At 33.9% G+C, this 12,731-nt stretch carries 10 protein-coding genes, 1 tRNA gene, 1 other RNA gene and 3 pseudogenes; 11 read left to right on the forward strand and 4 right to left on the reverse strand.

What is annotated here, in order from left to right; all coding sequences use genetic code 11:
* The 4 genes from xseA to rnpB all read left to right on the forward strand — a co-directional run bounded on the left by xseA (position 1) and on the right by rnpB (position 2,916).
* Positions 1–1,359 carry an exodeoxyribonuclease VII large subunit gene (gene xseA / locus OTJ99_RS05735; protein ID WP_045164900.1) on the forward strand — a complete coding sequence of 453 codons (1,359 nt, stop codon included), beginning with the start codon at positions 1–3 and terminating at the stop codon, positions 1,357–1,359.
* Entirely contained in the window at positions 1,360–1,623 is a 264-nt protein-coding gene (xseB, locus tag OTJ99_RS05740) for an exodeoxyribonuclease VII small subunit (protein ID WP_108720932.1), read from the forward strand. It abuts the gene before it with no gap.
* Positions 1,620–2,516 carry a polyprenyl synthetase family protein gene (locus OTJ99_RS05745; RefSeq protein ID WP_045164899.1) on the forward strand — a complete coding sequence of 299 codons (897 nt, stop codon included), beginning with the start codon at positions 1,620–1,622 and terminating at the stop codon, positions 2,514–2,516. The genes xseB and OTJ99_RS05745 overlap by 4 nt, the downstream gene beginning before the upstream one ends.
* A 40-nt stretch (positions 2,517–2,556) precedes the next feature.
* Positions 2,557–2,916, forward strand: an RNA gene (gene rnpB, locus OTJ99_RS05750) — RNase P RNA component class A.
* A gap of 60 nt (positions 2,917–2,976) precedes the next feature.
* Here rnpB and OTJ99_RS05755 read toward each other — a convergent pair.
* From OTJ99_RS05755 to OTJ99_RS05765, 3 genes are all read right to left on the reverse strand, one after another.
* Positions 2,977–4,317: an MFS transporter gene (locus OTJ99_RS05755; protein WP_045164898.1), complete on the reverse strand. Its 1,341-nt coding sequence runs from the start codon at positions 4,315–4,317 to the stop codon at positions 2,977–2,979.
* 161 nt (positions 4,318–4,478) lie between these two features.
* Positions 4,479–5,030 (reverse strand): stage V sporulation protein T, encoded by a 552-nt coding sequence (spoVT, locus tag OTJ99_RS05760; protein WP_045164897.1) that lies wholly within the window; start codon positions 5,028–5,030, stop codon positions 4,479–4,481.
* Between the two features lie 78 nt (positions 5,031–5,108).
* The gene (locus OTJ99_RS05765) at positions 5,109–5,480 is read right to left on the reverse strand and encodes a hypothetical protein (RefSeq protein WP_045164896.1); all 372 of its coding nucleotides are present in this window, start codon (positions 5,478–5,480) and stop codon (positions 5,109–5,111) included.
* A gap of 132 nt (positions 5,481–5,612) precedes the next feature.
* Between OTJ99_RS05765 and OTJ99_RS13140 the strand changes: the two are divergent.
* The 7 genes and pseudogenes from OTJ99_RS13140 to OTJ99_RS05840 all read left to right on the forward strand — a co-directional run bounded on the left by OTJ99_RS13140 (position 5,613) and on the right by OTJ99_RS05840 (position 12,550).
* A pseudogene (locus tag OTJ99_RS13140) lies at positions 5,613–7,369 on the forward strand (thiamine pyrophosphate-dependent enzyme).
* Between the two features lie 220 nt (positions 7,370–7,589).
* Positions 7,590–8,774, forward strand: a pseudogene (locus OTJ99_RS13040) (phenylacetate--CoA ligase family protein).
* 7 nt (positions 8,775–8,781) lie between these two features.
* Positions 8,782–10,302 (forward strand): hypothetical protein, encoded by a 1,521-nt coding sequence (locus OTJ99_RS05815; RefSeq protein WP_157841344.1) that lies wholly within the window; start codon positions 8,782–8,784, stop codon positions 10,300–10,302.
* Between the two features lie 64 nt (positions 10,303–10,366).
* A pseudogene (locus tag OTJ99_RS13045) lies at positions 10,367–11,045 on the forward strand (DUF421 domain-containing protein).
* Positions 11,046–11,051: 6 nt separating this feature from the next.
* Positions 11,052–11,423, forward strand: coding sequence for a DUF4363 family protein (locus OTJ99_RS05830; protein WP_045164892.1), 372 nt, complete (start codon positions 11,052–11,054; stop codon positions 11,421–11,423).
* Between the two features lie 76 nt (positions 11,424–11,499).
* Positions 11,500–12,144: a hypothetical protein gene (locus OTJ99_RS05835; protein WP_045164891.1), complete on the forward strand. Its 645-nt coding sequence runs from the start codon at positions 11,500–11,502 to the stop codon at positions 12,142–12,144.
* 49 nt (positions 12,145–12,193) lie between these two features.
* The gene (locus OTJ99_RS05840; RefSeq protein ID WP_235374584.1) at positions 12,194–12,550 is read left to right on the forward strand and encodes a CoA-binding protein; all 357 of its coding nucleotides are present in this window, start codon (positions 12,194–12,196) and stop codon (positions 12,548–12,550) included.
* Between the two features lie 54 nt (positions 12,551–12,604).
* Here the strand turns inward: OTJ99_RS05840 and OTJ99_RS05845 are convergent.
* Positions 12,605–12,679: transfer RNA gene (locus tag OTJ99_RS05845), tRNA-Thr, on the reverse strand.
* Positions 12,680–12,731 lie beyond the last annotated feature (52 nt).

Here is a 12,731-nt window from a genome sequence, read left to right on the forward strand (position 1 = left end):
ATGTTGTTTGATAATATTGTGGCTAAAAAAGAATGGAGTGTCTATGAGCTTACCAGTTATCTGAGAAAAAAGGTTGAAATGGACGTACTACTTAAGAATATATACCTTAAAGGAGAGGTCATTAAACCTTCTTTATCAGGTGAGCATTTGTATTTTGAACTTAAAGATTTAGAATACGATGCAAAAGTAAAGTGTGTATATTTTTGGTTTGACAGAAAGGTTGAGGTAAGACATGGAGCAAAGGTTTTAATCAAGGGTAGTGTCATCTTTTATGAGAAAGAGGGAATAATTGAGGTAAAGGTAAGTGAAATTACCGATATTGGTCTTGGTGAGCTGTTTGTAAAACTCAAACAACTTGAGGAAAGACTGAGGCAAGAAGGGCTTTTTGACCAAAAACATAAAAAAGAAATTCCTCGATATCCAAAAAAGATAGGCATTGTTACTTCAAAAAATGGTGCAGCTGTAAGAGATATTCTCAACACTATCTATTCTAAATTTGAAAATATAGAAGTTTATATATTCAACTGTTCGGTGCAAGGCCAAAACGCTCCTTACGAGATATGTGAGGGAATAGATTATTTTAACACTATCTTGCCAGTAGAAGTTATAATTGTTGGGCGTGGCGGTGGTGCTTTTGAGGATTTAATGGCTTTTAATGATGAGATGGTAGTAAGAAAGATATTTGAGTCAAAAATACCTGTAATCTCCGCGGTAGGACATGAGAGGGATTATGTCTTGACAGATTTTGTTGCTGACCTTCGTGCTATAACTCCGACGAATGCAGGAGAGATTGTTGTCGGGTTTCAAAACAAGGCTATGGAAAAGTTAGATGAATATCAACAAAGGATGAAAAAATCAATTTTAAAAAAAATAGAGTCAAGTGCAGAAAATTTGAAACTCAAAGTTTATAGACTATATCAAAATTCACCTTCAAATAAAGTTACTAAATTTGCGCAGGATGTAAATTTGCTTTCTGGCAAACTTACGTTTTTGCTTAGTAAAAAATTGCACAATGTATCAAGTACTCTAAGAGTTTTAGAAAAGAGATTATCAGACTTGAATCCTTATGTTAGATTTACAAATGCCAAAAACCATTATGAAATATTACAAAAAAGGCTAAACGCAGCCTTTGAAAGTTTTTGGAAAACGAAAGAGTTCGAGTTGCAGCTTAAATTGGAAAAATTGATTGCATTGAATCCACTTAATATTCTAAAGAGAGGGTATTCGGTTACAATACATAATTCAAAAGTAATCACAAGTGTAAAACAGATAAATGTAGGTGATGAAATAGTAACGCATATTGCAGACGGGATTATCAAGTCAAGAGTGTTTTGGATTCAAGAAGGAGTGGATGAATAGGTGAGTGCAGATCCAAGAAATGATATAAAATTCGAAGATGCAATGAAACGTTTGGAAGAAATTGTAAAGAGTTTAGAAGAAGGGAATTTATCTTTGGATGAAGCGATAGAACTTTATGAGGAAGGTATAAAGCTTTCAAAGTTATGTAATGAAATTCTGCGTTCGGTGGAAAAGAGAGTTGTTCTGATTGAAAAGTTAAACGGTGAGTATGTTGAAGATGATATAACAAATGATATATATGGAGGCTTAGGACAAAAAGAATGAATACTAATAGTTTAATAGAGTATTTGAAATATGCTCAAGAAAAGGTAGACAAGCATCTTGACAGGCTGCTTGAAAAGAATTCTCCAGAAGTTATATATGAAGCAATGAGATATAGTGTTTTTGCAGGCGGGAAAAGGCTAAGACCAATTTTGTGTTTGCTTACTTATGAGATTTTAAGTGGCAAAGAAGTTGATGAGAAGATACTTGACATAGCCTGTGCAATAGAGCTGATTCACACATACTCTTTGATTCACGATGACCTGCCTGCAATGGATAATGATATTTTGCGCCGAGGAAAGCCAACAAACCATGTTGTGTTTGGTGAAGCAATAGCTATCCTTGCTGGAGATGCGCTTCTGAACAAGGCAGCAGAGGTTTGCCTTGAGTGGATACTCAAAAACAATGCACATATTAACTTTATCGAGGCGGCGAGATATCTTTTCAAGGCTTCAGGAACAGAAGGTATGATAGGTGGACAGGTTATAGATGTAATAAACTCTGGTAAAAAAATTGAAGATGAAACCTTGCTTTATGAGATGCATCTTAAAAAGACTTCTAAGCTAATTCAGGCCTCTTGTGTATGTGGCGCTTATGTTGCAGGAGCACCTCAAGAGGTAATATCAGATTTTGAAGAATATGGGAAAAACTTAGGTCTTGCCTTTCAGATTAGAGATGATGTCTTAGACTTAATAGGTAATAGTGAGAAAATAGGTAAAAGCACAGGAAAGGACATAATAGAGAAGAAGAATACGTTTGTGACTTACTATGGTGTTGAAAAAGCTCAAGAATATGTTCAGAGTTTTTCACAAAAAGCTATTAAGATAATAGAGAAATACGATAAAACAGGACTTCTAATTGAGCTTACAAATTATTTGGTAAACAGGGAGAAATAGCAGTTGACATAAAATGCAGAGAGATTATAATAATATACTGCGAGCAGGTCGAACGGCTGCGCAAGGTGAAGATACTTTCACCTTGTGAGGAAAGTCCGAGCTCCACAGGGCAGGGTGCCGGGTAACACCCGGTGGAGGCGACTCCAAGGAAAGTGCAACAGAAAAGAACCGCCACCTGCTGTTTTGGTGGGTGGTAAGGGTGAAAAGGTGAGGTAAGAGCTCACCAGCAGTTAGGCGACTAACTGGCTGTGCAAACCCCACCCGGAGCAAGACCAAATAGGGGAACAATGCAGTGGCCCGCTGCGTTCCCGGGTTGGTCGCATGAGGTCTGATGGCAACATCAGACCCACAGAGAAATAGCCGTTCTCGACAGAACTCGGCTTACAGACCTGGTCGCATATTTATACTCCTGCAAACAAAGATGCCCAGTTTTAAAAAGTGGGCATCTTTGTTTGTATTTTTAGCTTCTTTTTATCTTGTTGATTATCACATTTTTGAGGCTCTTTGCTCCAGGTTCTTTCACATTCTTTTTCAAGTAAATCACAGCAAAAAATCTAATTAAGCCTGATAGAAAAAAGGCTATATGATATGAGACGATATTTATTCCTAAATGGTTTTTCAGAAAAACAACTGCAAATGGTGCTATGTTTTCAATGAGATATCCTCCCAATATAATAGGAATAGCACTTCCAAATATGGCGTTGAACAAATTGATGACAGCAACGTACATGGATGTTTGACTTTGGCCAGACAACTTCAAAATGAGATTGTTATTTCCCATGTCAGTTATCGGCCATAAAAGTCCTGCAAATATACTAATAATTGTGACCAAAAACTTGTAATTGTTTACATTAGTAAAACACCATATTATGGGAAGGAAAGATATAAGCCCTGTTGACAAAAGAAGCATAGGCCTATTTCCAATTTTATCGACTATTCTTCCGACGTATGGCAAAGTCAAAATTGTAACGACGTTGCTGACAATCTGAGTGAGTAATATTATGTCAAAGTAGCTCATTTTCAGGTCCTTTATCATGTACATGTTAAAATAGGGACCTGCAATATTAAGCCCAAAATTCCATATTACAAAGAATACCATGAACTTTCTAAAATAGTTGTTATTGAGTGTAGATAAAAACATCTTTTTTAAATCTAATTGAGTTTCTTCATTTTTCATTGGCAGATCCTTTACAAAAAAGAAACAACTAATGTCCAGCATTCCCATTATTGCAGCAAACACAAACACAATCGAAAAACCCGCTAAAGTGTTATGGGAGTCCAAAAATTTTCCAATTCCAAGACCGCTTAACATTCCAATAATTGTTGATATAGTTGCCCTTCTTGAAAAAAACCGTCCCCTAATGTGTTCTGGTATTAAATCATTCATCCAGGACCAAAAAGATACATTAGTAAATGAGTTTGAAATAGAAGAGATTGTCATAAGCCCAACCAATAAGAATAGCAATGTATAAGACCCTTTGCCTAAAAAAAGCGGTAAAATTGCTATTAAAGCCCACGGAAGCCTATGTAAAAAACCGCTTATCAGGAATATAGATTTTCTCTTTTTTGATTTTTCTAATATGTATGACGCAAAGACCTGAGCAACTCCTCCTAAAACGGGTAGTGCCAGCATAATCCCATACATTAAATCTCCAAAACCAATAACTTTGGCAAAGCCAGCAACTGGTGAACCCATTGTGACATTGAAAAATACAATTCCGAAAGTAATTCCGAGAATGACGAAATTAAGACTTCTTTGCAACGACTTGTCTGATGTCAAATCAGAGGTTAATCCAAACATTTAATGACCCCCAACCGATTAATTTATTACCTTTGAAATTCTTAGGATTTTTTTAAAAACTGATATAAATGCCACATTGTCTATTATACTCTATTATTACATTAAAAAAAACTGTAGGCATAAAAACCTACAGCCAAAAAATAAAAATTTGTTTAAAACCACTATTGTTCAAGCTGTTTTCCAAAGAATGATGTTGCAGCTTGAACAAGCTTGTATTCTGAATCTCCCATTTTCACATTTGATTCGGTTGAACACATTATAACACTTCCAATCACAGTGCCTTCAGACAAAATTGGACTTACAATTTGAGCAGTATATCTTGTGTTGTCTCCTTCAACAATAGGCACGCTACTCATGTCATTTTCAGATTTTACAAACACAATAGTATTTTCCTCCATAATTCTTTCAAGTTCTTGGCTCAATGGTTTTTCCATATAATCTTTTTTTGAGGCACCTGCCACAGCAATTACTCTATCTCTATCCGTTATAATTACAATGTGTCCACTTACTTGATGGAGAGTTTCTGCATACTCTTTTGCAAATGCTCCCATCTCTCCAATTGGTGAGTACTTCTTTAAGATGACCTCACCTTCGTTATCTGTATATATCTCAAGCGGGTCACCTTCTCTAATTTTAAGAGTTCTTCTTATTTCTTTTGGAATAACCACTCGACCCAAATCGTCAATGCGTCTTACAATTCCTGTTGCCTTCATTTTACTTTCAACTCCTTTTTAGATTTTCTATGATTAGTTTTTATAATTCTCTTGGTTGTTATTCTTTAAAAGATCTTTTTATTCTTCATCGTCAGCTTTTTTAATTAAATTCTCAAGCTGAATCTTTCTATAATACTGACGTCTCAAAATGTTGTTTAAAATATATTTTGGTAGTTTTTCTATATAGTGTTGCAAATATCCTTCAGTGTACAGAAAATTTTTTACAAGATTCCTTACTTCGGTTTCTTTATCATGTTCTTTCAAAATTGCTTTTTGAATATTGTTTATTTGTTCCTCTCTTCTTATTTGCTTTTGAATTATTTGTTGAATTTTTTCAAAAGTCAACAACTCACTGTACTCTTCGAGATGTCGTTGGGTTCTTATATAATTTTCGAGAATATTTCTAAAATGAAAAAACCGGCGTTTATTGAGTTGTAGCTCCTCTTTCATTTTTTCCACCTTCTTTTATATTCTATTTAATAATATTCAAAAAGACATTTTGCAACGCACTAAAATTTCTGTATAATAAAAAAGACAAAAAACATTATCTTTAAAGGTGATAAAAGGTATGAAAAAATCTTAATGGGCAATGAAGCAGTTATAGAAACACTCAAAAACTTTTCAGATAATGATTTTTTATGTTGGGTGGTCTGTCAATGACAAGGTTGCACTTGAAATTGCAGCGGGTGCAAGTTTGGCTGGAGCAAGAAGTGTTGTGACAATGAAACAGGTGGAGCTAAATGTTGCCGCAGATCCACTTCTTTCGCTATCAATTATTGGAATAGAAGGTGGGTTTGATTGTATTTGTTGCAGATGACCCGGGTCCTCATCATCTCAGACAGAACAGGATACCAGAAATTTTGCGAGGTTTTGCAACTTGCCCGTTTTTGACCCTTCATCTCCAAAAGAAGCATTTTTCTTGTAAAAGTGGCATATGAAGTTTCAGAAAAGTATAAACTGCCTGTTATCTTTAGAATGACCACACGTGTTTGCCATTCAAACGAGACATTGGAATTTGAATTTAAAAGGGAAAAGAAAAAGATTTCAGGTTTCAAAAAAAACTCAGTGTGTGATACTTCCCGGACTTTCTTATATAAAACACATTGAACTTGAAGATAAACTCACTAAGATGAAATCAGAGTTAGAAGGATTGAATATTGTTGAAGGAGATGGAGAAACAGGAATTGCTAATTCAGAAGTATCATATTTTTACGTGAAAGAAGCAATAAAAAGATTTGAAGACTTGTTTTCTATTCTAAAAGTAACCTGTGGCACATCCTATGGATGACAAGACAATCTTAGATTTTGCTACACGGAAAAGAATGCCAATATTTATAGAAGAACTTGACCCTGTTATTGAAGAGGAGACAAAACTTGGGCTTTTTGAAAATAGAATGTATATTCCTACATATGGCAAGCGAAATGGTTATGTCCCATCTGCTGGAGAACCTGATGTTGACAAGGTAAAGAAAATAATTCTCGACATTACAAGAAAAGAAGTTCTTTTAGTGCAAAAAACTCTGTAACAGTACCTGACGTACCAAGAAGCCAGTCACAGTTTTGTGCAGGATGTCCTCATAGAAATTCATTTTTGATAGTTAAAAATGCTTGCAAAGGTAAAGATGTGATCTATACAGGAGATATAGGTTGCTACACCCTTGGTTTTGCTAAGCCGATTTCAGCAATACATACCTGCTTTTGTATGGGTGCAAGTATCACAATAGCACAAGGATTAAAACTTATAGAGAGCAAAAAGAAAATAATTGCTTTTATCGGAGGCTCCACATTTTTTCACAGTGGCATTACAGGTCTTGTGAATGCATATATAACAAACACAACATCACAATTTGTATCTTAGACAATCTAACAACTGGAATGACAGGGTTTCAGCCATATCCCGGTATTGGCCAAAAGGTAACGGGAGAGGATGGTAAGAAGGTTGGAACAGCTGATTTGGTTAGGGGAATTGGTAAAAAGATGTTTTGGTAATCGATCCTTATGAGAATTTTAATTTGTGTGTTCAAGGAGTTAAGCAGTTTATAGAAAAAGATGAACTCTCTGTTATTATATTTAGACGAAAATGTGCAGCTTTGGAGAAATATAATTACTACTACAGACTAAATGAGAAATGTATAAATTGTAAGGCATGTCTTACGGCTACAGGTTGCCCGGCAATTAGTGAGGATGCAAACCAAAACGTCTTTATAGACAAAACACTTTGCGCTGGATGTGGTCTTTGTGCAAATTTCTGTCCGAAGAATGTGAAGGAAGAAGAAATTTTGGAGTTTTTTGAAAAACATTTTAAGCATATATATATCAACTTGATGCACATAATATAGCAGTCGAACTGGGTGTACCAAAAGCAGAAAACATTGCAATACTTACTTTGATTTGCAAAAATTTGCTGTTGCCTTTTTAAAAAGAGGAAATTTGGGCAGCATTGTGTGAACTGTTACCACCAAAAATGGTTGATATGAATAAACTTTTGGTTGAAAAGGTTTATGAAAAATATTAAAATAAAAGTAATCCACAAAGATGAGAAGAGAGGAGAAGAGATAGATAGAGAAAGTTGAGATGAGAAAGTTAAGAGAAAAACTTTTTTTAAGACAAATCGAAAATGTTTTCAAAAATAGTCATTTCTACAAAAGAAAATATGAAGGAGTTGGTATTAATTTAAATGGTATTAAAAGTCTAGATGATATAAAAAAACTTCCTTTCACTACAAAAGAAGAAGTAAGAGAAGCTTATCCTTTAGGACTTATGTCAACAGATTAAAAAAAGATAATGCGAATTCACTCATCGTCAGGAACAACTTGACTTCCGGTAATAATACCTTATACACAAAAAGATGTGGACGACTGGAAAGAGATGATGAAAAGATGTTATCAATTTCGCCGGTGTTACCGAACTTGACAGGGTACAAGTAACACCGAGCTATGGGCTTTGGACAGCAGGAATTGGATTTCAGCTCGGGGCTGAGTATTTAGGTGCAATGATAATACCGACTCATACGGTCTTTTGCTTGCAGAAGAAGTAGTAAAAAGAGGGCTAAAAGATAAAATTCACTTGAGGGTTGAAATATTTGGTTCGGAAAGATGGGGAGAAAAACAAAGAAGAACAATTGAAGAGTATTTAGGAGTAGAAACGTTTGATATATATGGTCTTACAGAAATTTATGAACCAGGTATTGCCATTGACTGCAAATATCATGAGGGACTTCACTATTTTGAATGACTATCTTTACTTTGAAGTGATTGAACCACAAACAGGCCAAGAGGTTCCAGATGGTGAGTTTGTTGAACTTGTTATAACAATCCTGCAAAAAGAAGGTGCTCCTCTTACAAGGTACAGAACAAGAGATATTACACGCAAGATGACTGGAGTATGCCGAGGTGGCTCTACATATCCGAGAATTGACAGAATAGTTGGCAGAACCGATGATATGGTTAAGGTAGAAGGTGTTAACATTTTCCTAGCGCAAATAGACACCTTTTTTGAAGGCTATTAAGGGTGTTGGCAGTGAGTATCAGGTTATTATTGAAAGAGTGGATTTCCGAGACAAGCTCACATTAAAAGTTGAAGTTGAAGATGAATTTTACACCACTTCAATGAAGGAATTAATTTTTCATGAGTTTAAGAATAAAATTGGAGTGTCTGCTGAAATAATATTGTGTAGAATGTGTAGAATCGGGAACTTCCACGAAGTGAGAAGAAACGAAACGCATATTTGATTTGCGAGGATGATAGAAGAATGGCAAAGATAAAGCTTTTTAGAGGAAGGCGAATGCTTTCCTCTATTTTAATTGTAGTAGCCCTTTACTATTTAGCACCTAATGTTTTTTCACATGACAGGTTCAGTGCAAATAGACTTTTGAGCTGGCTCTTATCATACCAGATATTTATCTTTCTTTCGTCAGTAATTACAATTTCCTTACTAATCAGATTTTTGAGCGTTAAATATTCACCAAAGATTTCAAATTACATTTTGAGCCTTTGCTGGAATGATATCTTAGTAGTCTTTTTAGGTGTGTCTTTACTTCATACGACCTTTATGCTTGCCTCAGTAAATGTAGTTGATTATTCTTCAGAGTGGATAGTTAAAGGAGTTAATTTTGATATAATTATTTCATTTGTTGATATTTTGGTAGTAATCATCTATTTTTGTATCTTTTATACAATAAGTCAACCAAAAAAGCTTTTCATTAGAATGCTAAAGGATTTAAATGGTTTTGCAAAAGCAGGGGAAGTAGAAAGAGTTAATGAACAATTTTTAATCATAAAAGAATTTATTAGAAAGACAAATCTGTTCTTTGATTCAACACTGCTACTTTCTGTACTTGATAATCCAAAATCTTTTCAACTTCTTATTGAGCAAGAAAAAAATAATAGCTATTTAGAGGAAATAATAGGAATATTACTCAAAAATACAGAAAATGCTCTTCTGTCTGAGAGGACAGAAGAGTTTAAAAAAACAATTGATTTTTTGAGTATATTGCTTGACAAATTTCAAAGCAGCAAAAGTGATATTTTTGAAACGCTTATTACAGATTATTTTACCCTCATATCTCATAATATTCAAAGACTGGAAGCTAATCAGGTTTTGTATTTGGTAAAACAGTTGAAAAAAATTTTTGAGATGCTTTCAAAAAAACAAATAAAGATAAGTGAGAAATCAAAATCTGATTTGATTGAAATTTTAGATCGACTTTCGTATATCATCCTTAGTGAAAATTCAGCGGGAATTGGAGAACTGTTTTCAATCTTAGAATTTTATATAAGTCTCTTTGCTTATTTTGAAAAAGATTATGTTTTCTACACTCAGCTTAAAGAAGAATTTGACACCTTTGTTATTTCTCTGCTGCAAAATATGCATGGTGTTCCTACAAAAGAAATAAAAGAGTACGTTTTAAAAATGATAGAAAAAGCAAAACCATACAGAGTTTCTTTTGCTGAAATGGCACTTGTTTACATATTTCTTTTGACCTTAGAATATAAAATGTTAGAGATTGGGTATGTTCTTTTTAATATTATCATAGATTCAGCAAAGACAAAGAAACTTATTGAAAAAGGTAATTGTTCCTTTTATCATAACATCAATAGTAGCAAAAAGATGTTTTACCTTTATAAATGTTTATTAGGAATTAAAAATAAAGTAAAGAATGAAACTTTTAAGAAGAAGATGTATAAAAAATATTTAATCTCAGTAGGTAATTGTAGACCAAAGAAACTATGTAAGGATGTAATGTTGAAAAACTTGTCTGGAAGAAAATAAGAATAAGTGCCTCATTCTTTGGAAAAATAGTAAATAGAAATACTCCAAAGAAGGGAGCATTTTTTTGATTATCACAGTATTTATAAGAACACTTATCTTGTATGTCTTGGTTGTGTTAGTGATGAGACTGATGGGAAAACGACAAATGGGTGAACTTCAACCATTTGAACTTGTAATTACGATAATGATTTCTGAACTTGCTGCTGTGCCCATGCAAAATACAGGTGTTCCACTTTCTAAATGGAATTATTCCAATTCTGACACTACTGTTCTTACAAACCTTGATCACCTTTAGTACATTGAAATCTGACCTTATGAAAAAATTGGTTTGTTGAAGTCCTACAATATTAATTGCTAAAGGGAGAATACTGGAAGATGCTCTCAGAAAGACACGATACAGTTTGAATGATTTAATGGAACAGCTGAGAATTAAAGGATATTTCAATATTCATGACATTGAGTATGCCATATTAGAAACAGATGGAGATATCTCAGTGCTTCCAAAATCACAAAAAAGGCCTGTAACACCTGCAGATTTGTGTATACAAACAAAATACGAGGGACTTCCTGTAAGTGTCGTAGTAGATGGAAAAATTAAAGAGGATGTACTAAAATACACAAACCTTAGCAAAGAACAGATAATATCAGAGATTCAGAAAAGAGGAATTAATAGTATTGATAAAGTATTTTTTGCATGTATCGACCCTGAGGGTAATTGGTTTGTTCAAGAAAAGGAGAGATAGAATAGAATGAAAGTATGGTATATTATTATAAGCTTTATAGTTTTGATTGTTGTTTTAACAGTTATCTCTACTAACATAATAATTGGAGCTACGAAACAACTTGAAAGTAATTTAACAAGAATACATGATTATAACAATTATACACTTGCAAAATCAAGCTTTCGTGATACCATTAGAGAATGGAAGAAGTATAAAAAGCAGTTGGCTGTGTTGATTGAACATCAGGAGATAGATAGTATAGAAGAGCAGATAGCAAAAACAAAAGAACTACTTGAACAAGGCAATAAAGATTTACTTTTGTCTGAACTTAGCACTTTGAAGTTTTATGTTAATCATGTAAAAGACATGGCTTTACTCAAGATCGAAAATATTTTTTAAAAAATTTTTAATACAAATGTGCGTTTGAGTGGTATATAATATATAAGAAATGTTTTTTAGATTGGAGGGGAGAGCCATGAAAAGATACGCTGTAATAATGGGCTACTCCTTTGAAGAATACGACATCGAAAATGGAAACGCAGGTTTTGCCTACTTTTTTGTAGACGATTTAAAGGAGTTAGAAAACGATAAATACACTATTATTCCTTATAAAGATTATAACGAATTTGCAACAAAATTCAAGGATGCAGCTTTAGCCGAAAAAATGGATGCTTATTTAATTAATAATATCATTGAAGCTTGTGTTGATATTTCCCGGATAATATATCCTTCTGATAGATTCTTCTCTGTGATTACTTACAATGTCTCTGAAAGTTTTAAAGAACTGATGTTCGAAACAAAAGCAAATGAGTTTAAAATTATAGTTGATAGAAAGGCTAATTTAGTTGAAATTAGAGGAGAAGGGGTATTGCGTGATCCTGTTGTAGTAAAAGAATATGACATTGTAGATGCAGTAGATGAGTTTTTATTTGAATACAGGAAGGAAAATGTAAAACAGTTTATGATTAGCTTAAAAAAGATGTACAAAGATAAATATGGCGAAGATTTAAAGATGAGTGTGGTGGGGAACAAGCTTTTAATTTCAATTGGCAAGGACACCTTCGAATTTGATGATACGCGCTTGGACATAGTATATAACTTTATTATGAGTAGGAAATGAGGATGCTGAAGATGGAGCAGGTAATTGAGAAAGCACTCAAACTTAAAAATTGGGCGGTGGTGGGGCAACCCCAAACAAAGAAAAATATGGTTATTTAGTGTTCAAAAGATTGCTTGAAAAAGGATATAACGTTTTTGCTGTAAATCCTTTCTATAGTGATATCGAAGGGAACAAGGTTTATAAAAGCCTTGAAGAAGTACCTCACAAAATTGAATGTGTGAGTATGATTGTCTCACCAAAGAAGGGTGAAAAATATATAAAGGAAGCAGCAAGCATAGGAGTAGAGTATATCTGGTTTCAACCAGGTGCAGATGATGTTAGACTTATCAATATGTGCAAAGAACTTGGGATAGTTCCTATTAACGATGCTTGTGTTTTAGTTGCTTTGAACTCATTAAAAAGATAACCTGTCAGGTTAATTGCCAACCTGACAGGTTTTCTTATGTTTTTAGTTTCATCATGGAGCTCCATGGGGGATTCGAACCCCCGACCAGTCGATTACGAATCGACCGCTCTGCCACTGAGCTAATGGAGCAAGTACAATAAAATTATAATATTCTCCTTGACAATAAATCAAGAGTTATTGT

This window comes from Caldicellulosiruptor naganoensis (assembly GCF_026914285.1).
GTDB classification, from domain to species: Bacteria; Bacillota; Thermoanaerobacteria; order Caldicellulosiruptorales; family Caldicellulosiruptoraceae; genus Caldicellulosiruptor; species Caldicellulosiruptor naganoensis.

Bases quoted from the DNA above. Each gene is read 5' to 3' on its own strand.
- xseA (WP_045164900.1), top strand. From the start codon at position 1: ATGTTGTTTGATAATATTGTGGCTAAAAAAGAATGGAGTGTCTATGAG.
- OTJ99_RS05745 (WP_045164899.1), top strand. From the start codon at position 1,620: ATGAATACTAATAGTTTAATAGAGTATTTGAAATATGCTCAAGAAAAG.
- OTJ99_RS05755 (WP_045164898.1), bottom strand. From the start codon at position 4,317: ATGTTTGGATTAACCTCTGATTTGACATCAGACAAGTCGTTGCAAAGA.
- spoVT (WP_045164897.1), bottom strand. From the start codon at position 5,030: ATGAAGGCAACAGGAATTGTAAGACGCATTGACGATTTGGGTCGAGTG.
- OTJ99_RS05765 (WP_045164896.1), bottom strand. From the start codon at position 5,480: ATGAAAGAGGAGCTACAACTCAATAAACGCCGGTTTTTTCATTTTAGA.
- OTJ99_RS05815 (WP_157841344.1), top strand. From the start codon at position 8,782: ATGGCAAAGATAAAGCTTTTTAGAGGAAGGCGAATGCTTTCCTCTATT.
- OTJ99_RS05830 (WP_045164892.1), top strand. From the start codon at position 11,052: ATGAAAGTATGGTATATTATTATAAGCTTTATAGTTTTGATTGTTGTT.
- OTJ99_RS05835 (WP_045164891.1), top strand. From the start codon at position 11,500: ATGAAAAGATACGCTGTAATAATGGGCTACTCCTTTGAAGAATACGAC.